Origin of the sequence: Saccharomonospora sp. NPDC046836 (assembly GCF_040645195.1) — a bacterium.
In the GTDB taxonomy this organism is placed as follows: domain Bacteria; phylum Actinomycetota; class Actinomycetes; order Mycobacteriales; family Pseudonocardiaceae; genus Prauserella_A.
Window position 1 is genome coordinate 384,310 of the sequence record NZ_JBEYXW010000001.1, and the last position, 21,473, is coordinate 405,782.

Sequence of the window (21,473 nt, forward strand, 5' to 3'; positions counted from 1 at the left end):
ATGAGACCAGGGCAGACGCCCGCGGCGTCCGCCCTGGTAAACGGTGCGGAAGCGGAGGGATTTGAACCCCCGGTGGGTTGCCCCACGCTCGCTTTCAAGGCGAGTGCATTCGGCCGCTCTGCCACGCTTCCCCGCCGGACAGACTAACGCCTCAGTCCTCGATGTCTTCCAGGTGTGCGAGTACCCGGGAGAAGACCGTGCCCATCGTGACCTGCTCAGCGGTGCTCATGAGGTCGATCAGGTGCGCCCGCACGCCCGCCACATGGGTCGGCGCGGCCGTTTCCAGCAGAGCGAGACCGTTCCTGGTGAGCTCGGCGGCCACCCCGCGCCGATCCTCGGGGTCCCTGCCTCGGCGGACGTAACCCGCCTCCTCCATGCGCCCGACCTGGTGGGACAGCCGGCTCTTCGTCGACCCGAGCATCGCCGCCAGCTCGGTCATCCGCAGGCGATGCTCCGGCGACATCGACAAGCACACCAGCACCTCGTAGTCCACCAGTGAGACGTCGTGCTCCTCCACGAGCTCACGGTGCAGTCGCTGGCGCAACCGCATCGTCGACACGATGTAGGACCGCCATGCGGTCATCTCCGTTTCGGAGAGCCACCGGACGTCGCCAGGAACCTCGGTCATGTTCACGCACAGTAGGACCTACCGAGCGTGTTCCCGTCACGGACACCTGGTTGTGAGGCTGCTCCGAAAGGGGGATGCTTGAACTACGGAGGAGTCGCACCGAATCACGGGCTCCACCCGGAGTGCCGATTCGGCGGTCCACCGGGAAAGGGTCAGGTGGTGCTGTGACGAAGATTTCCGCCTGGTCGTTCGCCTGCTGTGTCCCCGCGGGTGGGGTGGCTTGACCCGACTCACTCGCGAACTGTGAGCAGTGAGGGTCCGCGTCCCGCGGCCCGCTAGGCGGTCGACCGCAAGGCAACTGGACAACCTCGGTAGGCCTGGGTGCGGCGGTGATCGGCCGAACCGCACCCAGGCGTTCGGTTATTGTCGGCGCTCGTGAGATTCAACGACAACGCCGGACTGGACGCCTCCGAGGTCCGTGATCTGCGCGGGAGCGGCGGTGGTGGCGTCGGCGGCCGGGTAGTTCTCGGCGGTGGTGGGCTCGGCCTGGTCGGTGTGTTGGTCTACGTGTTGCTGGCGCAGTTCGGCGGGATCTCGACCGGGCCGCTCGGGCTGGGGGACGCTGGCTCGGATCAACAGGTGAACAGCGGCGCGCTGGCCGACTCGTGCCGCACCGGTGCCGACGCCAACAACGACCACGACTGCGCGGTCGTGGCCATCGTCAATTCCATTCAGGACTACTGGACCGGCCAGTTCACCCGCACCGGACGGACCTACCACGAGTCGACGACGACGTTCTTCAACGGCGGTGTCGGCACCGGTTGCGGAAGCGCGACCTCGGATGTCGGTCCGTTCTACTGCCCCGCCGACAGCGGCGTGTACATCGATCTGACGTTCTTCGACGAGCTGCGCCAGCGGTTCGGCGCGACGGGCGGCCTGTTCTCAGAGGCCTACGTGCTCGCCCACGAGTACGGCCACCACGTGCAGAACCTGCTCGGTACCTCGGCGCGGGTCCGCGGCGGCGCAGGCCCCGAGTCCGACGGCGTGCGGCTGGAGCTGCAGGCCGACTGCTACGCAGGCGTGTGGGCCAACCACGCCACGACGACGCCCACCGAGAACGGCATGCCCCTCATCACCGACGTGACCGAGGAGGACATCGCCGGCGCGCTGGACACCGCGGGCCGCATCGGCGACGACTTCATCCAGCGGGAGCTCGGCGGCGGCACCGTCGACGAGTCGACCTTCACCCACGGCACCTCGGCGCAGCGGGAACGCTGGTTCCGCACCGGATACACCACGGGTGACCCGGCGCGCTGCAACACCTTCCGCACGGCCGAGCTCGGCTAGCCCGCGCATGCCAAAGCCCCGTTACCGGCGACCCTTGTCGCCGGTAACGGGGCTTTCGCCGTGTCAGTTCACTCAGGCGGCTGCGGTCGCCGAATCAGCGGTGGCGACCAGCGTGCGCTGTGCGCCACGCTGCTTGGCCACCTCGGCGCGGCTCTTGCCGTTGGTCGGTGCCACGCCGTTCACCTCCTCGGTGCTGATCGCGTACTTGCCGGTGACCCACGCCATCGCGTCGGCGTTGCGGTCGAGGGCGACGCGGTCCACGTTGCCGAGGTTGTCGCATGCCCGGTGGTAGCAGTCGTCGAAGGCGGCACCCGCCTCGCCGCCCCACTTCGCGGCCTGCTCCTCGGTCTTGATGCCTTCCGCGCCGGTGAACAGGCCACCGGCCGGGATGCCGACCGCGATGAACTCGCCGTAGTCGGATCGACCGTCGAAGTCGGTGCCCTCCGTCTCGATGCCCCGGCTGGCCAGCGCGCCGATGAAGGCCTGCTCGATCTGTGCCGAGCCGTACGGCCCCGGCCCCGCGCCCTCGCCGTCGGAGTTGTCACCGTCGTAGACGAAGTACCCCGCGTTCGGCGAGCCGATCATGTCGAAGTTCAGGTACAGCGCGATGTCGAGCTGCTGCTCGAACGACAGGGAGTTGACGTAGTGGGTCGAGCCGACCAGGCCGTTCTCCTCCGCGCTCCACCAGGCGAACCGCACCGCGTTGTTGACCTTGGGGCTGCCGCCCAGCTGCAGCGCGGTCTCCAGCAACGCGGCCGAACCCGAGCCGTTGTCGTTGATGCCAGCGCCCGCGGTCGCGCCGTCGAGGTGCGCGCCTGCCACCACGACGTTGTCCTTGCGGCCGGTCTTGGTCTCTGCGATGACGTTGTAGCTGGTGCGATCCTCGCGGAACGCCCGCAGCTCCAGCGTGGTCTCGGCACCGCCCTGCGCGGCCAGCGCCTCGCCGTCGGCCTTGGTGATGCCGCCGGTCGGGATGCGGCCTGCCGAGGGGTCACCGAGCGTCCCGTTCACCGGGCCCTCGGCGTTGTTGTAAATGATCGCGCCGACCGCGCCCGCGTCCGCCGCGGCCGCCTGCTTCTGCGCGAACGGGCAGCCACCGCGCTCGATCAGCGCGATCTTGCCGGTGACGTCGGCGTAGTCATCGACCTCGCAACCGGGCATGTCGTCCGACTCGACCACCGCGAGCGGTGCCGTGATGCCCCCATCGGGCGTGGACGGGCTGTACTCCATGATGATGATCGGCACCTCGGTACCGGCCACCGCGAGGCCTTCCGCCAGCGTCTCCGTGTAGACGAACGGGAACTCCTGGCGCGTCACGGTGTACCCGGCCGCCTCGAGCTTGCCGGCGACGTACTCGGCCGACCGCTCGTGGCCGACAGTGCTCGCGGCGCGATTGCCGCCGCTGCTGTCGGCGATCCGCTGCAACGCGATCAGATGCCGGTTGATGTTGCCGATATCGACCTTCTTGGCCAGCTGGTCGGCGAGCTGGGTACTCTTCGCGGGCGCGGCGGCCGCGGTGGCGGCGCCGCTGAGAACCAGGCCCGCGCACGCCGCGATGACGACGGCAGGTCTGAGCTTCCCTCTGCTTGATGCCATGGACACGTCCCCTTCGTGACTGAAGATCGTCACTTTGGTGTGTCCAGCTCACGAGGTCAAGAGCCAATCGTAGGAACATTCACCGCCCGCGAATCCGGTTCCGTGGCATAGGGTCAGGCCATGCGCGCGATCACGATCCGCGAGCCGGGTGGCCCGGAGAATCTGGAATGGACCAACGTCGCCGACCCTGCTCCTGGCCCCGGCGAGGTGCTCATCGACGTTGCCGCAACCGCGGTGAACCGGGCGGACCTGTTGCAGCGGCAGGGCAACTACGCGCCGCCGCGCGGAGCAAGCGACATCCTCGGCCTCGAGTGCTCGGGCACGATCGTCGAGCTCGGCGCCGGCGTCGAGGGTTGGCAGGCCGGCGACGAGGTGTGCGCGCTGCTCTCCGGCGGCGGGTACGCGGAGAAGGTCGCCGTGCCTGCCGTGCAGTTGCTGCCGGTGCCGGGCGAGGTGGGGTTGTTCTCGGCGGCCGGGCTGCCCGAGGTCGCCTGCACCGTGTGGTCGAACGTGGTCATGCTCGCCGGACTGGCCGAGGACGACGTCCTGCTCGTGCACGGCGGTGCCGGCGGTATCGGCACGCATGCCATCCAGGTCGGCAAGGCGCTCGGTGCGACCGTCGCCGTCACAGCCGGGTCGGCGGAGCGGCTGGAACGTTGCCGCCAGCTGGGTGCCGACATCGCGATCAACTACCGCGAGCAGGACTTCGTCGAGGAGCTGAAGAAGGAGACCGGCGGCGCCGACGTCATCCTCGACAACATGGGCGCCAAGTACCTCGACCGCAACGTCAACGCGCTCGCCATCGGCGGGCGGCTGGTCGTGATCGGCCTGCAGGGCGGTGTGAAGGGCGAGCTGAACCTCGGCAAGCTCATCGCCAAGCGCGGCAGCGTGGCGGCCACGACCCTGCGGGCCCGCCCTGTGGCGGAGAAGGGCGAGATCGTCGCCGATGTCCGCGAGCGCCTGTGGCCGCTGGTGGCCGACGGTTCGGTGCGGCCGGTGATCGGTCAGGTGCTGCCGCTCGCGGAGGCGGCGGCCGCGCACCGCATGCTGGCTGAGGGCGGCGTCTTCGGCAAGATCGTGCTGACGGCGAAGTCCCAGACGGCCTAGCGCAGCTGTTCGAGCACCCGCACCAGCTGGTTGATCTCGAAAACGTTGGAGTAGTGCGCGAGGCCGATGCGCACCGCACCGCCCACCTCACCGACGCCGAGTGCCGCGAACACGCCACTCGTACCCTGGTCGGCGAACGCGCAGAGCCCCTGCGACGCCAGGTACTCCGCGACCTCGCCGGCCTTGCGGTCGGCCACCGCGAACGCCAGCGCCGGAATGCGCCGCATGGCGTCACCGATGACCATCACGTGCCGCAATGAGCGCAGCTCGGTGGACAGCTGAGCGAGCAGGCCCGCGTGATACGACTTCGCCGAGCCGAGCGAGGTGAGCAGGCGTTCCCTACGGGAGCCGGTGGCGGCGTCGTCGAGGCCGGCGAGGTAGTCGATGGAGGCGATCAGCCCGGCGAGCAACGGGTACGCGTGTGGCCCGAGCTCCAGCCGTGCCGCGCCGCGGGCGTTGGGTTCCAGCGACGCCGACGGCAGCCGTTCCAGCAGTTCGGGGTCGCGGAACACGAGCGCGCCGACCGCGGGGCCACCCCACGCCTGCGCGGACACCACGACCACGTCCGCGCCGAGGGCGTTGAGGTCCAGCGGCACGAACGGCGCCGCGTAGGTGGCGTCGACGACGACGAGCGCGCCGACCCGCTTCGCGATCTCGACGACGGTCGGCACATCGGGCCGGGTGCCCACCGAGCCGGACGCGCAGGTGAGCGACACCGCCTTGGTGCGCGCGTTGACGAGGTTCTCGTACTGCCAGGCGGGCAGCTCGCAGTTCTCGATGTCGATCTCGCCCCAGCGGACGGCGGCGCCGATGCGCTTGGCGGCGCGCTGCCATGGCCCGATGTTGGCCTGCTCGTCCAACCGGGACACCACGACCTCGTCCCCGAGGGTCCATCGCTCGGACAGTGCGTCCACGAGACGGGCGAGCAGCACCGATGCGCTCGGGCCGAGCACGACCCCGTCGGGCTCCGCGCCGAGCAGATCCGCCACCGCGCGACGGGCCGCAGCCACGATGCTCTCCGCGCGCTGGGAGGCCGGAAATGCCCCGCCCGGTCCGGAAACCGGAGCCCGCATCGCGGTCGAGACGGCCGAGGCGACCTGCTCGGGTACCAGCATTCCGGTTCCACCGTCGAAGTGAATCCAGCCGTCACCCAGTGCGGGAAACAACCCACGTATCCGAGCGACGTCAAACGCCATGCAGACACCGTACGGAGCCGTAGTTTCGCCCTGCGTCCGGGGTTGCCCTGGTGAACACGGGCAGCGACGGTTCCGGCTACGCTCGGATGTCAGGTGTGCCGAAGCGCTGTGCACGGTTTCAGAAGTGAGCCAGGATGGAGCATATGACCGAGCCGAATTATCCGAATTCGCACACAATGGGTAACCAGGAGGGTGAGCAATCACACCACGTGGTGGTCGTTGGACCTGACGGCGCTCCGCTGGGTACAGCGCGAATCGGCCCTGGTGCGGAGAACGACAAGAACGAGTCGGTGGGCGACATGGTCGAAGAGCCGGCGAAGGTCATGCGCATTGGCACGATGATCAAGCAGCTCCTCGAGGAGGTGCGGGTCGCTCCGCTGGACGACGCGAGCCGTAACCGGCTGCGCGAGATCCACGCGACCTCCATCAAGGAGCTGGAGCAGGCGCTGGCCCCTGAGCTGCAGAGTGAACTGGAACGCCTGGTCTCACCGTTCACGGACGACTCCACGCCGTCGGACGCGGAGCTGCGGATCGCACAGGCGCAGCTCGTGGGCTGGCTGGAAGGTCTGTTCCACGGTATTCAGACCGCGCTGTTCGCGCAGCAGATGGCCGCGCGCGTGCAACTGGAGCACATGCGCCGGGGACTGCCGCCGGGCAGCGGCGGTACCGAGTCCGGTCCCGGTATCGGCAACCCCGGGCAGTACCTCTGAGAGCGCTCTAACGCCCAGTGCGGAGCCCGTCCAGCCAGCGGTCGATGGTCAGCTCGTAGCGGCCGGGGTCGTGGGTGCGTTGCGCCTGGTCGACGGCGGGGGTCAGCGCGCTGCGGATCTGCGGTGCCCAGCCCGGCACCGCGAACACGTGCTGCCAGTAGCCGGCACGCATCTGCACCGCGGCAATGTGCGTGTACCCCGCCGTCGCCTCGGCGGCCCGCAGGCCGTACAGCTCCTCCGGCGCCTCGGCGCTGTTCGACGTCAGGATGACCACCGTGGGGCGTGCCTGCCGGACCACGTCGGTCGGATCGTCGCCGTGTGCGATGGCCTCGTCGTTCAGTCCGATGTAGTCGATCGTCCGCCAGCCGCTGTAGTACGGGATGGCACCGGCGTCGCCGACGGCGAGGGTCTCGAACTCGGGGTCCACTCCGGTCTCGGCGAGCCCCTGCCCGATGGCGACGTGGGCCCGCCGCAGATCGGCGCCGTAGTTGGCGATCACCGGCAGATCGGGTGCGATGGCGCCGGTCACGGCCGTTCCGCCCACGGCGGCGACCCCGACGGCAGCAGTGAGCCACCGGTGGGTGAGTGCGCCCACCGCGAGCCCCGCACCCAGACACAGCACCGGATAGACGTGGTAGGCGAACCGGTGCAGGTAGTCCATGCTCGGCCCGGACAGGGCATAGGTGGCACAGGTGGTGACCACCGTCGAGCACAGCAGCAGCCCGGTGGCCCGCAGATCCTTCCAGACCAGCAGCAGCACGGTGAGCACGAGCAGCGGCGCGAACAGCAGCAGCGTCCGCTCGGTCCAGTCCCATCCCGCCGTGAGGTTGCCGAACTTGACGTAGAACGTGTTCGGCAGCGGGTGGCCGTAGTAGATCCAGCGCCAGCCGAAGTAGCCGACGCCGAGCACCGCCGCGATACCTGTGTACAGGCGGACGAGCCTGTCGTCCCGCGCGTACCAGAACCACACCACAAAGCCGGGCAGTGCGGCGAGCAGGCCTTCCGGCCGCAGCATCCCTGCCAGCAACAGCAGCAGCGGCGGTTCCCAGTCGAAGACTCGCCTGCCCTCGATCACCCGGACCCCGATGGCGGCCATGCGCAGCACCGCCGCCGCGAACGCCACCGTCTCCAGCCCGCCGGCGAGGTGGAAGTAGGTCGGCAGGAACACCACGTACGCGGCACCGGCGACGATCCGCCCTGCACCTTCGGTGGCGCGCAACAGCATCGCCAGTGTGCCAACGGCGATCACCAGTGACGTCACCTTCGCCACCAACGCCGGATCGAAGCCGAACGAGACGAAGAGGGCATGCCAGATCATCCAGGCGAAGTTGGTGAAGCCCTCGACCGGATCGTCGCCGACATTCCACACCGGACCGTTTCCCTCGGCCAGGTTCGCGCTGTAGCGGAAGGTGATGAACGCGTCGTCGACCGTGAACGACCACGCGGCCCAGGTACCGAAGGCCAGCAGCGTCAACAGGCCGAGCACCAGCCAGGTGGTGCGGCTCACCGCAGCACGCCGTCGATCTCGTCCAGCACGCGAGCCGCGCCCTGACCGTCCACAGCAGCCGATGCCGCCACTGCCATGCCCTCCAGTGCCTCTCGCTCGGCGAGCAGGCCACGCAACGTTTCCGCGGCGTTCTCCAGCGCCCCTGGCGAACCGAGCCCGACCGCGAATCCCTGTGCCAGCGCGGCGCGGTAGCCGGCATCCTGGTTGTCGACCAGCCGCACCAGCGCGCTGGGCACACCGACACAGCACAGCTCGAACAGTGTGACTCCCGCGGCGCTCACGACCAGATCGGTCTCGACCAGTCGGTCGTGCAGGCCTGGACCGGGCGGCGACACGAGGAACCGCTGCCCCGCCGCGGCCGCGGGCAGCGCAGGCGTACCACGCACCAGAGCCTCGACGGTGCAGGGCGACCCGGTGTCCCGCAAGGCGGTCAGCAGGTCCGACACGGTGTCCTGCCAGACCCCACCGCCGCCCAGCACGACCAGCACCCTCGGCGGCTCCGGCACACCGTCCCGGGCTTGCCGCTTGCGCCGGGCCTCCATGACGACCTGGCGCAGCGGGGTGTAGCAGGCTCCGGTGAGCACGAGCGGGGAGCCGTCGGCGGGGCGTGCTGCCGCGGCGAACCCGCAGTCCACAACGACGTCGGCGGCCCGCCTGCCGAACGGACCGTCCTCAAAGGAGACCAGCGCGGCTCCGGCGGCATTCACCGCCGCACGCAGCTCACCGATGCCGTAGTGGTCGACGACCATGGCGTCGAAGCCGTCGGCAGTGGTCTCCGGTGGCAGGCGCGGCACGCCCAGCTCATCGAAACGCGTGGCGAGGAACTCGGCGTTGGCGATCTCCCCGGCGAAGGCCACCCGCCAGCCGCGGGCCGCGGCCTCCTCTGCGAGTGCGACCATCCGGGCGACGTGCCCGGCCCCGATCTGTGCCGACGAGTCCGCCCGCAGCAGCAGTCTCCGTCTCACCGCACCGCCTTCTGCTCGACATCCGCGTTCAGCACCACCAGGTCGGGGCGCCGCCGCAGCAGGGTCACGACCTCCCGCCAGTCCGGGATGCGGTCACCCAGCTCGGCGACCACGGCAGCCAGCAGTGCCCAGTCCTGCTCGGTGTCGAGCGTGACGCGCAGGTCGCCTGCCGCGGGCGCGACCACGATACCTGCGCAGGCGTAACGCTCCGGGTCGGCGTAGACGCCGGACGTGACATGTTCGCGATGCGGCCCGGGTGGCTCGTGCCCCTGCTCGACCAGCACCGGCACGCGGACCAGCTCCGCGTCGAAGCCGCGGGGCAGCGTCCGGACGAGAGTGTTGCTCACGTAGTCCAGCTCCGGCTGTGCACGCCACAATGCGATCAGCTGGGCGATCAGCCGCGGATCGTGCAGGGGGCAGTCGGCGGTGAGCCGCACCACGGCGTCCGCGGGATGGCGTTCACACGCCAGCAGGAACCGGGCGAGCACATCATCCAGCGGGCCGCGCACGACCTCGGCGCCATGGCGCCGAGCCTCGGCGGCGACGGGATCGTCGTCACCGGCATCCGAGGTCGCCACCACGACGGCGTCGACCCCGGGTGTTGCCGCGGCGGCCCGCACCACCCAGCCGAGCACGCTTCGGCCGCCGAGCGGGCGGAGTACCTTCCCGGGCAGCCGCGTCGAGGACATCCTCGCCTGGATGATGACATTCACAGCCGCCTGCTCGCGCATGGATGCCATGATGGCCGGAGTGGTTCTGGCGGCAACGCGGAGGTAACAAATGGGAGAGCTCGATGGGTCGAGCATTCTGCTCACCGGGGGAACGGGCTCTTTCGGCAAGGCGTTTCTCACCTACGCGCTCGCGGAGCTGAACCCCCGCAGGCTGGTCGTGCTCTCCCGGGACGAGCTCAAGCAGTACGAAGTGCGCCAACAGTTCGGCAATGACCCGCGGCTGCGGTTCTTCGTCGGTGACGTGCGCGACCGGCGCCGGCTGGAGCGCGCGATGCACGGCGTGGACTACGTCGTGCACGCCGCCGCGCTCAAGCAGGTCGACACCGGCGAGTACAACCCCTTCGAGTTCGTCCAGACCAATGTCGTGGGCTCGCAGAACGTCATCGAGGCCGCCATCGACACCGGCGTGCGGAAGGTCGTGGCGCTGTCCACCGACAAGGCGTCGAGCCCGATCAACCTCTACGGCGCCACGAAGCTGTGTGCCGACCGCATGTTCATCAGCGCCAACCACTACGCGGCCACGCACCCGGCCCGGTTCGCGGTGGTCCGTTACGGCAACGTGATGGCCTCGCGCGGCAGTGTGATCCCGTTCTTCCGCTCGCTTGCCGAGCGCGGTGAGTCGCTGCCGATCACGCACAAGGAGATGACCCGCTTCTGGATCACGCTGCCGCAGGCGGTGAAGTTCGTGGTCGACTCGTTCAACCTGATGCACGGCGGGGAGCTGTACGTGCCGCGCATCCCCAGCATGCGGCTGGTGGACCTGGCGCAGGCGATCGCGCCGGGCAGCCCGATGCACGAGGTCGGCATCCGCCCCGGCGAGAAGCTGCACGAGGAGATGATCGCGCCGGACGATGCCCGGCGGACCCTGCAGCTGGAGGACCGCTACGTGGTGCAGCCGCATATCGCGGGCTGGGGCTACGAGCCGCCGGACAGCGGGGTGCCGGTGCCGGAGGGCTTCGCATACCGCTCCGACACCAACGATCTCTGGCTCGACACAGCGGCGTTGCAGAAGCTGATCGCCGACCATGGGTGACTTCCTGCCGTACGGCCGCCAGTCGATCGCTGAGGAGGACATCGCGGCGGTCACGGAGGTTCTGCGCGGCGACTGGCTGACCACCGGCCCCGCGGTGGTCCGGTTCGAGGAGGAGCTCGCCGGGCACACCGGCGGCACGCCGGCCGTAGCGGTCACCTCCGGAACGGCGGCCCTGCACGTGGCCTACGCCGCGGCGGGCGTGGGCCGGGGCGTCGAGGTGGTGACGAGCCCGTTGACGTTCGTCGCCACAGCGTCGGCAGCGGCGTTGCACGGCGCGCGGGTCGTGTTCGCCGACGTCGAGCCGGACACCGGCAACCTGGACCCTGCCGCCGCCCGCGCCGCGGTGACCTCCCGCACGAAGGTCGTCGCGGCAGTGGACTACGCCGGACACCCGGCGGAGCTGGACACGCTGCGTGCGGTCGCCGACTCGGCCGGGGCGCTGCTGCTGGAGGACGCCGCGCATTCGATCGGCGGCTCCTGGCAGGGCAGGCCGGTCGGTTCGCTGGCGGACCTGACCACGTTCTCGTTCTTCGCCACGAAGAACCTGACCACCGCCGAAGGCGGTGCGGTGGTAACGGCGTTACCAGAGCTGCTGGAGCGGGCGCGGGCGTTTCGCAACCACGGGCTGGTGCGCGACCGCGCGGCGCAGCGGTACCCGGACGAGGGCGGCTGGCACCAGGAGGTGCACGCCTTCGGGCTCAACTACCGGCTGCCGGATGTGCTGTGCGCGCTGGGCAGCAGCCAGCTGCGGCGGCTCGCGGCGTTCAAACGGCGGCGCGCGGAGCTCCACGCGCGCTACGACAAGGCCTTCGCCGACCTGGCCGGCGTGCGCACCCCGGTGACGCGGGATGGCGCGGATCCGATGTGGCACCTGTACCCGCTGCGGGTGCTCGATGGCAGGCGGCGCGCACTGTTCGACCACCTGCGCGCTGCAGGCATCGGAGTGCAGGTGAACTACATCCCCGCGTACTGGCATCCGGTGTTCGAGGATCTCGGCTACCGGCGTGGCCTGTGCCCCAACGCGGAGCGGTTCTACGCCGAGGAACTGTCGTTGCCGCTCTTCGGCGACCTCACCGACGCCAACGCGGACCGGGTCATCGACATGGTCCGCACCTTCTTCAGCGGTTAGGAATTGTAAAACTAGATCAGGTCCCAGGTCAGCGCGGTACCTTTCGCGGCATCGACGTGGAACGTCCGGCCGAGGACGCGGGTGATGTCCGCAGGCGGCAACCCACCGGCGGGCCGGATCGACCGGACATTGTGCTCGGTCACCGGATCACCCGCCCGCACGTCGTCCACCACATACAGTGAACGCCGCAGCCGCAGGCCCTCGCGCTCGCTCGGCTTCGGGCCGATCACCGGGGCACCGAGTGCCTCCCAGGCGCGCCTGGTCTCCGTGACCAGCGCCGCCAGCTCGGCGGGTTCGAGGGAGAACGCCGAGTCCACACCGCCGTCGGCACGCGCGAGGGTCACGTGCTTCTCGATGGCACACGCGCCGAGCGCCACGGCGGCCACCGGTACGCCAAGGCCTGGCGTGTGGTCCGAAAGCCCCACGACAGCACCGGTCACCGAGCCCAGCACCGGCAACCCGCGCAGGTTGCTCTCCTCCGGCGCGGCCGGATAGCTGGCCGTGCAGGCCAGAACCACGAGCTGGTCGTTACCGGCCTCGCGGGCCGTGCGCACCGCGGCGTCGATCTCGGCGACCGTCGCCATGCCGGTGGAGATCACGAGTGGCTTACCCGTCCGCGCGCACCGCTCGATCAGCGGCAGGTCGACGATCTCCGAGGAGGCGATCTTGTACGCGGGTGCGTCGAGTGACTCCAACAGCTCGACAGCCGTCGGGTCGAACGGGCTGGAGAACACCTCCAGCCCATGCGAGCGGGCGCGGCGGAACAGCGGCTCGTGCCACTCCCACGGCGTGTGCGCGCGCTCGTACAGCTGGTAGAGATTCTGCCCGCCCCACAGCTCGTGGTCGTCGCTGAGGCGGAACGCGGGCCCGTCGACGTCGATCGTGATGGTGTCCGGGCGGTAGGTCTGCAGCTTCACGGCCTGCGCGCCGGACGCCGCGACGGCATCGATGATCGCCAGCGCGCGGTCGAGGTCACCGTTGTGGTTGCCGGACACCTCGGCGATGACGAAGGGCGGATGCGCAGGCCCGATCTCGTGCGCACCAATGCGGACGGATGTCGACATGGTCACCGATCCTCCAGTGCCTTACTGAGCAGTCGGAACGGCCCGGTCGCCGGCATGTCGGCGTAGCCGGCCCTGTGGAAGAGCGCGAGCGAGGCCGCGTTGCCCTCGTGAACGCTGGCCAGCACGCTGCGCGCGGCATGCAGCCGATGGAGTGCCTGCTCACCGGCCGCCAGGATGGCACCCGCGAGCCCACGGCCCCGGTGCTCGGGAGCGACCGTGATGCTGACCTCCCAGGTCCGCTCGGCGTCGGGCAGACGGTCGAACCGCACCGTACCCACGGCCGCACCATGTTCGGCCACGAACAGCAGGCGGTCCGGTGAGTCCAGCACGCCCCGCAACCAGCGCAGATGCTGCGCGGGCTCGACGGCTTCGGTGCTGCGGGACCAGCGGCGGGTATCCGGGTCGTTACGCCAGCCGAGTAACAGCTCGGCATCTCGCTCGGTCGCCTCCCGGACCGTCACACCCCGGCACAGGCTCTCATTCACCGGCGCTGACGCCCACCTGCTCCTCGAGTTTGCGCAGCCGCTCCTCGTAACGGGCGATGCCGGTCAGCCGCACCCGGATCTGGGCGTGCTGGCGCTGCACCTCCTCGATGAGCGAACGCGCCTCGACCAGCTGCGGTTTGCCGGCGGGCGGGGCGAGCGCGAGCTTGGCACGCAGGTCCTCCAGCCGCGCCTCCTGCGCCGCCACGTGCGGGATCAGCCGTTCCACCTCGCCGGTCGTCCAGCGCAGGTCGCCACGAACCTTCTCGAGGCCCTCCTCCAGCGCGTCGAGCCTGCGCCGGTGGTCGACCGTGCAGTGTTCCTGTTCGGTCAGGCGCTCGTCGGCGCGCTCGTCCTGGGCACCGAGTCGGTGGATGTCCCCGCGGATCTCCCCGCGAATGCGCTCGTTGACGCGGTAGTCGATGAGCCGGACCAGCCTCGCGGCGACACTGGCACGGAGCGCTCTCAACGGGTTCACAGACGCCATCGGCACGTTTTCCTTCGGCTAGCGGGGATCGGCTCGGGTCAGCGGAGGAGTGTGGTCTTGCCGGTCCTGCTCCAGGACTCCAGCAACCTGCCCTCCGCCGCGATCTGGTGCTCGGGTCCCACAATGCACGAATCGCCGGCCGCGTGCTGCCAGGACGTCTGGTGCGGGTTGTCGATGAAGGAGAAGCCGGACAGTACGAGGTCCGCGTCGGGGAACGCCGTCCGCGCGATCCACGCGGCCATCGTGCCCGTTGTCGCCCAGGTCCCGTCGGTTCGCGTGGACAGACCGAGCGCTTCCGACAGCGGAAGCGTCACCTCACGGTTGGACACCGGCAGAAAGCCAAGATCCGAAGGCCACCACTGCGGGATGTTCTCGGGCTCCCAGTGCAACCTGCCCGGTTCGACGAGCAGGTACAGCCGCGAAGGGTAGTCCTCGAAAACCCATTTCGTCGCTCGCAGCGCACGGTTGAACACCACGACATGTGTCCGGGTGCCTACGGCCGGTTGGGTATCGGGCTCGTCACACACGAACCCGTTGACGCGGAAGACCAGGTCACAGCTGTCGATGGTCTTGGCGCGACGCTCGTCGGGTTCCAGGGGCTGGTTGCCCACAACGGCGACCGATCGCGGGTCGGGCTGGTCCGCGTACGCCTGGAGCATGCTCACCAGCAGACCCGCCGCCCGGACACCACTATCCATGTCAACGGAAGCTAGCAGGACACCCCCAGCACGCGACGGGTACACGCGCAGCAGCCCAGCGCACACACACCCGGTTGGCCTAGCGTGGCGACATGCTCGTCCGAAGATTGCCTTGTCACCACGAGTACCGCGGGTTGAGGCAGACACGCGCGCTCGCCGTCACCGGACGCCAGTACAGTCGTATCTCGTGCAAGCCACAAGCACCGTCGACGCCAGAGAAACTCCCGCGATGACACCGGCAGCAACCGCACTGGAGAGCCGGTCGTTGCGCCGCGCGTTCGCCGACCTCAGTGAGGGGGTACGGCAGCGTGAGTTGTGGAGCCATCTTGGCTGGCAGGACATCAAGCAGCGGTACCGCCGCTCCGTCCTCGGCCCACTGTGGATCACGCTGAGTATGGGCATCACCGCGCTCGGTCTCGGCCTGCTCTACTCACAGTTGTTCGGCGCGCCCGTGGCCACGTTCCTGCCCTACGTCACGGTCGGCTTCATCGCCTGGTACTTCATGCTCGGCTGCCTGACGGAGGGCACGGACACCTTCATCGCCAACGAGGGCCTGATCAAACACCTGCCCGCGCCGCTGTCGGTGTACGTGCTGCGGACCGTGTGGCGGCAGAGCATCATGTTCCTCCACAACATGATCATCTATTTGGTCGTGGTGGCGATCTTCTGGGGACCGCTGAGCACGCCGGGGTATGTGATCACCGACGGTGGGCCGCCGCAGCCGGGGCTGAGCTGGAGCGCGCTGCTCGCGATTCCCGCGTTCGTACTGCTGGCCATCAACGGCGGGTGGGTGGTGCTGCTGTTCGGCATCGTGTCGACCCGGTTCCGCGACATCCCGCAGGTCGTCACCAGCCTCGTGAACCTGCTGTTCTTCCTCACGCCGATCGTCTGGTCCACCGACCTCCTGCAGCAGCGCTTCGGCGAGGCGGCGAACTGGCGGCACCTCATCGCCGAGCTGAACCCGCTGTACCACTTCGTGCAGATCCTGCGTGCGCCGCTGATCGGCAACGTGCAGAGCTGGCACCACTGGGCGGTGGTCGGTGGTTTCGCTGTTGTCGGCTGGATTCTCGCGCTGGTCGTAATGCGCAACTACCGTGCTCGCGTCTCGTATTGGGTGTGACGACTGATGATCAGCATTGACGTCCGGAACGCGTCCGTCGACTTCCCCATCTTCGACGCGAAGACCCGTTCGCTGAAGAAGAAGGTGCTCGGCAAGGTCGGCGGCAAGATCGGCACCTCGAGCAAGGTGCCGATCATCGAGGCGCTGCACGACATCACGCTGTCGGTGGAGAGCGGCGACCGCATTGGCCTGGTCGGCCACAACGGTGCGGGCAAGTCCACGCTGCTGCGCCTGCTCTCCGGCATCTACGAGCCCACCAGGGGCACGGCCAGGATCCGCGGCCGGGTGGCGCCGGTGTTCGACCTCGGCGTCGGCATGGACCAGGAGATCTCCGGCTACGAGAACATCGTGATCCGCGGTCTGTACCTGGGGATGACCCGCAAGCAGATGGAGAAGCGGATCGACGACATCGCCGACTTCACCGAGCTCGGCGACTACCTGTCGATGCCGCTGCGCACGTACTCGACCGGTATGCGGGTGCGGCTGGCGCTCGGCGTGGTGACCTCGATCGACCCGGAGATCCTGCTGCTCGACGAGGGCATCGGCGCCGTCGACGCCGCGTTCCTCAACAAGGCCCGCGACCGCCTCGTGGACCTGGTACGGCGCTCCGGCCTGCTGGTCTTCGCCTCGCACCAGGACGATCTGCTGTTGGAACTGTGCACCTCCGCCGTCTGGATGGACGAGGGCCGGATGAGGATGCAGGGCTCGCTGCGCGAGGTGCTGACCGCCTACAAGGGCAGGGACCCCTTCGAGAACGTCAGCCAGGAGACCCTCGAACGCCTCGGTGAAGCACCGGCAATGAGCGGTGACTGAGGTGGCCGAGCAGCAGCCGTTGCAGGAAGGCGCCGTTGTCGCCGTCGTCGTGACGCGGCACCGGCGCGACCTGCTCGCCGACTCGCTGAAGGTGATCGAGGCACAGACGCGACCCGTCGACCACCTCATCGTGGTGGACAACGGTCCCGACCAGTCGGCCCGTGAGGTCGTCGAGGCCTACTCGCTGCCTGTCACCTACCTACCGTCGCACCGCAACCTGGGCGGCGCGGGTGGCTTCGCGCTCGGGATGCTGCATGCACTCGCACTGGGCGCGGAGTGGGTGTGGCTGGCCGACGACGACGGCAGGCCGGCGGACGAGAACGTGCTGGCGATCCTGCTGGACGAAGCCCAGCAGCGCGGTCTCGCCGAGGTCTCCCCCGTGGTGGCCAGCATCGATGCACCGGACCGGCTGGCGTTCCCGCTGCGCCGGGGCCTGACGTGGAAGCGTTCCTCTGCCGAGCTGGGCACCGACTTCCTGCCGGGTATCGCATCGCTGATGAACGGTGCGCTGTTCCGGGCGTCGACGCTCGAGGTCACGGGCGTGCCGGACCTGCGGCTGTTCTTCCGGGGCGACGAGGTCGAGCTGCACCGGCGTCTGGTCCGTTCCGGGCTGCCGTTCGGGACGACGCTGCGAACGACGTACCTGCACCCGAACGGTTCGGACGAGTTCAAGCCCATGCTGGGCGGCAGGTTCCACGCGCAGGATCCGGAGAACGACGTCAAGCGGTACTACACCTACCGCAACCGCGGCTACCTGCTGTCCCAGCCGGGGATGCGCAAGATCGGCGCCCTGGAGGTCCTGCGCTTCGGGCTGTACTTCGTGGGCGTCAAGCGCGACCCGAAGGCGTTCCTGCAGTGGCTGCGCCTGGTCCGCCAGGGCCGCAAGGAACGCTTCTTCCGCTACTGAGCAAAACGCCCCCAAGGCCACCAAGGTTTGCGTTCAACGCAACCAAGGTGGCCTTGGGGGCTCTTCTGCCTATTCGCCGATGACCGGCGGCGCAGTCCGCTGATTGGTACCGAACACCTCGTCGGGGTCGGCCTCGACGAGGTAGGTGGGCCGCTGGTGTTCTTCGTCCTGGCCACCCTGACCACCGCGGCCGGCGCCGGCTCCCATGCCGCCCGCACCCATACCACCGGCGCCCCGGCCTGCCGCGGCGGCAGCACCGGGTGCCGCCGCCCCGCCCATGGGGCCCATACCGGGCTTGGCCGCGCCGGATGCCGCCCCGGCACCGGCACCGGACGCGGCGCCAGACGCGGCGGCACTACCGCCGGGGCCGAAGCCACCGGCACCACCGCGGCCGAGTTTGCTGCTGTAGTCGGAGCCGCCTCCGCCACCGAAGCCACCGCCGGCCATGCCACCGACCGGCACGGCACCCATGCCATTGAAGCCGCCACCGGTGCCGCCGGTGGGCATCCTGGGCCTGGATGTCGTGGGCGGCCGGTAACCGGACGGATTGGTGCCCGTCGGGACCGAACCAGCGCCTGTGCCGCGGCCATTGGGTAACGGGGTCGGCACGTACCCGCCGCCGCCATAGCTGCTGCCGCCGGAGCCCCCACCCGGAATGGAACCACCACCCGGAATCGAGCCCCCGCCGGGCGGAATGTTCCCAACCCCGACACTGCCGGTCGACCCGCCGGTGTAGCCCGAGGCATCGGTGCGCCCGGACGGGATGTTGATGCCGTCGCCGCCCGGCCGCAGAGTCCCGCTTTCTCCCGTACCCGTGCCGAACTGCGGCGGCTCGGCGAACACCGGCTGCTTCGACGCTGCCGTGAACAGGTCACCGTCGTACTGGGTCATCACCCGCGCGGCCTCGGTGTGCGCTTCCTGGCTGCGCTGGTAGGTCTGGATGCTCTGGCTGATGTTCTCAACCATGTTGAAGGGGTTGCTACCCCACCGCTGCATCTCGGTGTCCCAGCTGAACGGCACCTCTTCGGGCATACTGTTCTTGGCGCGCGTGGCCGCGTCGGACTGCTGGTACATGACCTCGGAAGCCAGCTGGGCGTTCTGGGAGTTCGCATCCGACCACGTGCCGAGGCTGTTGAAGTAACCGTGCGCGTGGTCAGCAGCATCGCCCTCCCACTCGTGCTGCGAGCGCTGGACAGCGTCCTTCAGGTCGTCGGCGAACGTCTGGAACGCGGTGTGCAGATCGTGGTACGCGTTCGAGACCTCCGTGACCTGCGCAGGGTCGAGATTGGTGGAGACGTAACTGGTCAGCTCGCCATGATTGCGTCCCTGGTAGTCGAAGCCCGACGGCTGCAGGCCCTCCACGTACTCGACGTCGCCCGACGAGAGGTCGCGTACCTGCTGGTCACGCACCTCGGTCGCCTGCGCGTTGGCCCGGAGATCGTTGAACGGCACCTGGAGGAACTGAGCGACCCAGTTGTCGTCGACGTCCGTCGCGCCGCGACCGCGGAAGTAATCCCCCACCTGAGACGGCGGCAGGCTGCGAACCTGGTCGTCCGTGAGCTCGGGCGGCGCACCACCGGCCTCGTGGTACTGGCTCCGCTCGTTGAGGGAAAGCCCTAGGTACTCCCGGCTGTTCAGCTCACGTGGCGGTGTATCGGTCATCTTGCCTCACCCCTCAGGCAGTTTCGGCTCGACAATCTCGGCAATCTTTGTGGTCTCGGGACACGCATCATCAGGAACCCCGGGACCATTGATCCCGATATCAACCCTTGCCCCATCGCCCACGGCAAGCGCGATGAGGCAAATACCCGGTGCCGCGGCCTGCGCAACCCGGCGCTCATTGAGCGTGCCCGTCTGTACCGGAGTCGCACCAGGGCTATCGACAAGATCAACTTCGTCGACGCTCTGGGAATCGCGAATTGCAACTAGAACAGCCATCCCGTCGTTCCCGGCCTCCCTCGGAGTATTCCAAGAACAGGGCCGCGAGCCTCCCGAGTAATCCGGAACGTGTCCTGGCTGAAACTCGAACGTATTGAATTCCGCCAGCTCACCAGGGCTGAGCAACGAGCAGGGATCGAGCTGCGCAGTGGGAGAACCTGGAGCAACACTGGACTCACTCGTGGGAGCGCTCGAGCTGGTCTCAATAGTGGCAGAGTTGCCCGTCGTCGCAGGCTGAGCCGCACCCGGCTCACTTGCCGAGCAGGCGGAAGCCGCTAGTACTGCCAGAACACCCGTGAGGAGCAGCCGGAAGTCAAAGTGGTTTCGCATGAGAACGTATGTCCTAGGCCTGTCGAACACTGTCCGCCGCCCCGGCTTCGGCCTCTCTGTAGTTTTCGACCGCCTTTGTCAGCGCGCTTTGCACGTCCTCCAACACCTTCGAAAACTGTTCGAGCACAACGCTGGCTGATCTTTCGTCGTCAACAGCACCCTTTTGATCATGCGCGGCGACCGCATGGCCATATTCATGAGAACCGAGCTTCGGGGCCTGTGACAGAGCCATAGCAGTCCCCTGCTGCAGCCTGACCAAACCCGATTGCATATCCAACACCGCTTTTTGCAGGGGTGCGACACCCTCTGGGCTGATGCGGAAACCGCCAGAATTGGCAGCGTTGAGCAGCTTCGCCGACTCGAGTTTTGCCGTCTGGATCGCCTTCGCGTCGAGCGCGGAGACCGCCGAGCCGACGGCTCTGCCGGCAGTCGGCTCCTGGCCCTCATCCCAAACGATCGGCATCGCTACCCCTCATCATCGCCTGCGCGGTCCGACGGCAGTTTACTAGCCGAGCACAGACCGCGACGGACGTTCACGGAAAAGTCCCCATGACGGCGATGAGACGTCGCGAAGCGTGCGATCGGTTCCGCGCCGCCTACAGATAGCCCTCTAGCTGGGCATATAGCTGCTGGGCTATGCGGGCGTTGTCGCCGGGGGCGTAGGTCAGCCACTGTTGCCCGTCGTCGGCGGCCCGCTGGCTGCAGAAGTAGCGGCCGTCCTCTGTGTCGAACCAGGCGATGGGGCTGAGCGGAGCCTCCTTGCCCTCCCTGCCCTGCACGAAAGCCGTGAACTGGCCGATCCGCTGCTTCGGCTTCTCGAACAGCCGGGCGACCGCACGCTCCTGCGACACCGACTGCGACCGGGGCGCCGAGACGCCCGCGAACGGGTCGTAGCCACCGTCCTCCGCAGCGTGCCGGGGACGCCGCGGAGCCGGCTTCGCGACCGTCACCGACTGGCCTGGTGCCGCAGGGGTCAGCGGCAGCAGGTCGACGATCGCCGAAACGACACCCGCCGGCCGGACCTCATCGAAGACGAGCAGGTTGCCGTCCTGGCGGGCGACCACCGCGAACTGGCCATCCGAAGCGGCCCTGGCGAACAGCCTGTCGGTCTTCTTGAGCTGCGCGACGGCCGTGATCGCCACCGGCGACCGGACGAACGTCTCCAGTACCAGCTGGGCATCGGGGTCGAGACGTCCTCGGCCGAAGAGGCCCCGGCTTTCGAGATCGCGGAACACCGCCTCCCGCACCTGGGCCCGCTGCGTATGCGTGGTGCCGATGTGCGGGATGTCGAAGGGGAAGGGCGCGCGGCCGAGCTTTACATGCTCCAGCAGTATGTCGACCGCCACCAACGACAGCGAGAACGAATGCCCCATTCCGTTGTCCCCCCGATACCCGGTGTTGTCGCCGCAAGCACGTTAGCAGCCACATCGGGGCTCCGCTGTCAGCGAACCCGCCTTGCCGCGCCGATCATCGACTGCTGTGGTGGTGGCATGGCCGATGAGAAACCGACCCTTGTCCTCCACCTGGTCAGCGGTGGCGAGCCGTTGCTGTTCACCGTGCACCCGGAGGACGTTCCCGAGCTGACCAAGCAACTGCACCTGTACCTCGACCACGGCTCCGTGGAGACCATCCGAACGAAGGACGACGTGCCGCTGCAGATCAACTTCGCTCACGTGGCCGTCGCCTACATCGACGACCAGCGCAAGGGAAAGGTGTTCGGCCTGCACTGAACCGGCAGGCCGAAC

At 68.6% G+C, this 21,473-nt stretch carries 23 protein-coding genes and 1 tRNA gene; 9 read left to right on the forward strand and 15 right to left on the reverse strand.

Translation table 11 applies throughout. The features are described from left to right. Positions 1-46: 46 nt before the first annotated feature. Together ABZ863_RS01985 and ABZ863_RS01990 are read right to left on the reverse strand one after the other, a co-directional pair. Positions 47-131 (reverse strand) — tRNA-Ser (locus tag ABZ863_RS01985). A gap of 20 nt (positions 132-151) precedes the next feature. Continuing rightward, on the reverse strand, positions 152-628 hold the full coding sequence (locus tag ABZ863_RS01990; protein WP_358529844.1) for a MarR family transcriptional regulator: 477 nt from the start codon (positions 626-628) through the stop codon (positions 152-154). 375 nt (positions 629-1,003) lie between these two features. Here ABZ863_RS01990 and ABZ863_RS01995 point away from each other — a divergent pair, with 375 nt between their 5' ends. After that, positions 1,004-1,915: a neutral zinc metallopeptidase gene (locus ABZ863_RS01995; RefSeq protein ID WP_358529847.1), complete on the forward strand. Its 912-nt coding sequence runs from the start codon at positions 1,004-1,006 to the stop codon at positions 1,913-1,915. Between the two features lie 72 nt (positions 1,916-1,987). Here the strand turns inward: ABZ863_RS01995 and ABZ863_RS02000 are convergent, their stop codons facing one another. Further along, the gene (locus ABZ863_RS02000; RefSeq protein ID WP_358529850.1) at positions 1,988-3,511 is read right to left on the reverse strand and encodes a M28 family metallopeptidase; all 1,524 of its coding nucleotides are present in this window, start codon (positions 3,509-3,511) and stop codon (positions 1,988-1,990) included. Between the two features lie 120 nt (positions 3,512-3,631). On the opposite strand from ABZ863_RS02000, the gene ABZ863_RS02005 reads away from it, so the two are divergent. After that, complete coding sequence (locus tag ABZ863_RS02005; RefSeq protein WP_358529853.1) at positions 3,632-4,618, forward strand: NAD(P)H-quinone oxidoreductase; 987 nt, start codon at positions 3,632-3,634, stop codon at positions 4,616-4,618. On the opposite strand, the gene ABZ863_RS02010 is transcribed toward ABZ863_RS02005, so the two are convergent. Then, on the reverse strand, positions 4,615-5,814 hold the full coding sequence (locus tag ABZ863_RS02010) for a cysteine desulfurase-like protein (RefSeq protein WP_358529856.1): 1,200 nt from the start codon (positions 5,812-5,814) through the stop codon (positions 4,615-4,617). The genes ABZ863_RS02005 and ABZ863_RS02010 overlap by 4 nt on opposite strands. A 143-nt stretch (positions 5,815-5,957) precedes the next feature. Here ABZ863_RS02010 and ABZ863_RS02015 point away from each other — a divergent pair, with 143 nt between their 5' ends. Then, positions 5,958-6,524: a bacterial proteasome activator family protein gene (locus tag ABZ863_RS02015; RefSeq protein WP_358529859.1), complete on the forward strand. Its 567-nt coding sequence runs from the start codon at positions 5,958-5,960 to the stop codon at positions 6,522-6,524. Between the two features lie 7 nt (positions 6,525-6,531). Here the strand turns inward: ABZ863_RS02015 and ABZ863_RS02020 are convergent, their stop codons facing one another. From ABZ863_RS02020 to ABZ863_RS02030, 3 genes are read right to left on the reverse strand one after another with little or no spacing between them, the layout of a single operon-like run. Further along, complete coding sequence (locus ABZ863_RS02020; RefSeq protein ID WP_358529861.1) at positions 6,532-8,031, reverse strand: hypothetical protein; 1,500 nt, start codon at positions 8,029-8,031, stop codon at positions 6,532-6,534. After that, on the reverse strand, positions 8,028-8,996 hold the full coding sequence (locus ABZ863_RS02025) for a spore coat protein (protein ID WP_358529862.1): 969 nt from the start codon (positions 8,994-8,996) through the stop codon (positions 8,028-8,030). The genes ABZ863_RS02020 and ABZ863_RS02025 overlap by 4 nt, the downstream gene beginning before the upstream one ends. Continuing rightward, the gene (locus tag ABZ863_RS02030; RefSeq protein ID WP_358529863.1) at positions 8,993-9,727 is read right to left on the reverse strand and encodes a glycosyltransferase family protein; all 735 of its coding nucleotides are present in this window, start codon (positions 9,725-9,727) and stop codon (positions 8,993-8,995) included. The genes ABZ863_RS02025 and ABZ863_RS02030 overlap by 4 nt, the downstream gene beginning before the upstream one ends. A 49-nt stretch (positions 9,728-9,776) precedes the next feature. Here ABZ863_RS02030 and pseB point away from each other — a divergent pair, with 49 nt between their 5' ends. Then, entirely contained in the window at positions 9,777-10,760 is a 984-nt protein-coding gene (pseB, locus tag ABZ863_RS02035) for a UDP-N-acetylglucosamine 4,6-dehydratase (inverting) (protein ID WP_358529866.1), read from the forward strand. Then, positions 10,753-11,889 carry an aminotransferase class I/II-fold pyridoxal phosphate-dependent enzyme gene (locus ABZ863_RS02040; protein WP_358529868.1) on the forward strand — a complete coding sequence of 379 codons (1,137 nt, stop codon included), beginning with the start codon at positions 10,753-10,755 and terminating at the stop codon, positions 11,887-11,889. The genes pseB and ABZ863_RS02040 overlap by 8 nt, the downstream gene beginning before the upstream one ends. 11 nt (positions 11,890-11,900) lie before the next feature. Here the strand turns inward: ABZ863_RS02040 and pseI are convergent, their stop codons facing one another. From pseI to ABZ863_RS02060, 4 genes are read right to left on the reverse strand one after another with little or no spacing between them, the layout of a single operon-like run. Further along, the gene (gene pseI, locus ABZ863_RS02045) at positions 11,901-12,953 is read right to left on the reverse strand and encodes a pseudaminic acid synthase (protein ID WP_358529871.1); all 1,053 of its coding nucleotides are present in this window, start codon (positions 12,951-12,953) and stop codon (positions 11,901-11,903) included. Positions 12,954-12,955: 2 nt separating this feature from the next. Beyond that, the gene (locus ABZ863_RS02050; protein WP_358529873.1) at positions 12,956-13,438 is read right to left on the reverse strand and encodes a GNAT family N-acetyltransferase; all 483 of its coding nucleotides are present in this window, start codon (positions 13,436-13,438) and stop codon (positions 12,956-12,958) included. Further along, on the reverse strand, positions 13,431-13,922 hold the full coding sequence (locus ABZ863_RS02055; RefSeq protein ID WP_358529876.1) for a hypothetical protein: 492 nt from the start codon (positions 13,920-13,922) through the stop codon (positions 13,431-13,433). The genes ABZ863_RS02050 and ABZ863_RS02055 overlap by 8 nt, the downstream gene beginning before the upstream one ends. Positions 13,923-13,960: 38 nt before the next feature. Continuing rightward, positions 13,961-14,590, reverse strand: coding sequence for a hypothetical protein (locus tag ABZ863_RS02060; RefSeq protein ID WP_358530486.1), 630 nt, complete (start codon positions 14,588-14,590; stop codon positions 13,961-13,963). Positions 14,591-14,849: 259 nt separating this feature from the next. Between ABZ863_RS02060 and ABZ863_RS02065 the strand changes: the two genes are divergently transcribed. Genes ABZ863_RS02065 through ABZ863_RS02075 form a run of 3 tightly spaced genes read left to right on the forward strand, consistent with a single transcriptional unit; the run spans position 14,850 to position 17,460 of the window. After that, complete coding sequence (locus ABZ863_RS02065) at positions 14,850-15,740, forward strand: ABC transporter permease (RefSeq protein ID WP_358529878.1); 891 nt, start codon at positions 14,850-14,852, stop codon at positions 15,738-15,740. 6 nt (positions 15,741-15,746) lie between these two features. Continuing rightward, complete coding sequence (locus ABZ863_RS02070; RefSeq protein WP_358529881.1) at positions 15,747-16,553, forward strand: ABC transporter ATP-binding protein; 807 nt, start codon at positions 15,747-15,749, stop codon at positions 16,551-16,553. A 1-nt stretch (position 16,554) separates the two neighbouring features. Beyond that, complete coding sequence (locus ABZ863_RS02075) at positions 16,555-17,460, forward strand: glycosyltransferase family 2 protein (RefSeq protein WP_358530489.1); 906 nt, start codon at positions 16,555-16,557, stop codon at positions 17,458-17,460. Positions 17,461-17,529: 69 nt separating this feature from the next. On the opposite strand, the gene ABZ863_RS02080 is transcribed toward ABZ863_RS02075, so the two are convergent. The 4 genes from ABZ863_RS02080 to ABZ863_RS02095 form a co-directional block, all read right to left on the reverse strand. Beyond that, a complete protein-coding gene (locus ABZ863_RS02080) occupies positions 17,530-19,122 on the reverse strand; it encodes a hypothetical protein (RefSeq protein WP_358529883.1) in 1,593 nt (530 codons plus the stop codon). Between the two features lie 6 nt (positions 19,123-19,128). Beyond that, entirely contained in the window at positions 19,129-19,728 is a 600-nt protein-coding gene (locus ABZ863_RS02085) for a DUF3558 family protein (RefSeq protein WP_358529886.1), read from the reverse strand. A 13-nt stretch (positions 19,729-19,741) separates the two neighbouring features. Beyond that, complete coding sequence (locus ABZ863_RS02090; protein WP_358529889.1) at positions 19,742-20,191, reverse strand: hypothetical protein; 450 nt, start codon at positions 20,189-20,191, stop codon at positions 19,742-19,744. Positions 20,192-20,324: 133 nt separating this feature from the next. Continuing rightward, positions 20,325-21,101 carry an ESX secretion-associated protein EspG gene (locus ABZ863_RS02095; RefSeq protein ID WP_358529891.1) on the reverse strand — a complete coding sequence of 259 codons (777 nt, stop codon included), beginning with the start codon at positions 21,099-21,101 and terminating at the stop codon, positions 20,325-20,327. Between the two features lie 117 nt (positions 21,102-21,218). Here ABZ863_RS02095 and ABZ863_RS02100 point away from each other — a divergent pair, with 117 nt between their 5' ends. Continuing rightward, complete coding sequence (locus ABZ863_RS02100; RefSeq protein WP_358529894.1) at positions 21,219-21,458, forward strand: hypothetical protein; 240 nt, start codon at positions 21,219-21,221, stop codon at positions 21,456-21,458. Positions 21,459-21,473: the final 15 nt, after the last annotated feature.

Coding starts and splice junctions, on each gene's coding strand:
- ABZ863_RS01990 (WP_358529844.1), bottom strand. CDS start 628: ATGACCGAGGTTCCTGGCGACGTCCGGTGGCTCTCCGAAACGGAGATG.
- ABZ863_RS02000 (WP_358529850.1), bottom strand. CDS start 3,511: ATGGCATCAAGCAGAGGGAAGCTCAGACCTGCCGTCGTCATCGCGGCG.
- ABZ863_RS02005 (WP_358529853.1), top strand. CDS start 3,632: ATGCGCGCGATCACGATCCGCGAGCCGGGTGGCCCGGAGAATCTGGAA.
- ABZ863_RS02010 (WP_358529856.1), bottom strand. CDS start 5,814: ATGGCGTTTGACGTCGCTCGGATACGTGGGTTGTTTCCCGCACTGGGT.
- ABZ863_RS02015 (WP_358529859.1), top strand. CDS start 5,958: ATGACCGAGCCGAATTATCCGAATTCGCACACAATGGGTAACCAGGAG.
- ABZ863_RS02030 (WP_358529863.1), bottom strand. CDS start 9,727: ATGCGCGAGCAGGCGGCTGTGAATGTCATCATCCAGGCGAGGATGTCC.
- pseB (WP_358529866.1), top strand. CDS start 9,777: ATGGGAGAGCTCGATGGGTCGAGCATTCTGCTCACCGGGGGAACGGGC.
- ABZ863_RS02040 (WP_358529868.1), top strand. CDS start 10,753: ATGGGTGACTTCCTGCCGTACGGCCGCCAGTCGATCGCTGAGGAGGAC.
- pseI (WP_358529871.1), bottom strand. CDS start 12,953: ATGTCGACATCCGTCCGCATTGGTGCGCACGAGATCGGGCCTGCGCAT.
- ABZ863_RS02055 (WP_358529876.1), bottom strand. CDS start 13,922: ATGGCGTCTGTGAACCCGTTGAGAGCGCTCCGTGCCAGTGTCGCCGCG.
- ABZ863_RS02065 (WP_358529878.1), top strand. CDS start 14,850: ATGACACCGGCAGCAACCGCACTGGAGAGCCGGTCGTTGCGCCGCGCG.
- ABZ863_RS02070 (WP_358529881.1), top strand. CDS start 15,747: ATGATCAGCATTGACGTCCGGAACGCGTCCGTCGACTTCCCCATCTTC.
- ABZ863_RS02080 (WP_358529883.1), bottom strand. CDS start 19,122: ATGACCGATACACCGCCACGTGAGCTGAACAGCCGGGAGTACCTAGGG.
- ABZ863_RS02085 (WP_358529886.1), bottom strand. CDS start 19,728: ATGCGAAACCACTTTGACTTCCGGCTGCTCCTCACGGGTGTTCTGGCA.
- ABZ863_RS02090 (WP_358529889.1), bottom strand. CDS start 20,191: ATGCCGATCGTTTGGGATGAGGGCCAGGAGCCGACTGCCGGCAGAGCC.
- ABZ863_RS02095 (WP_358529891.1), bottom strand. CDS start 21,101: ATGGGGCATTCGTTCTCGCTGTCGTTGGTGGCGGTCGACATACTGCTG.
- ABZ863_RS02100 (WP_358529894.1), top strand. CDS start 21,219: ATGGCCGATGAGAAACCGACCCTTGTCCTCCACCTGGTCAGCGGTGGC.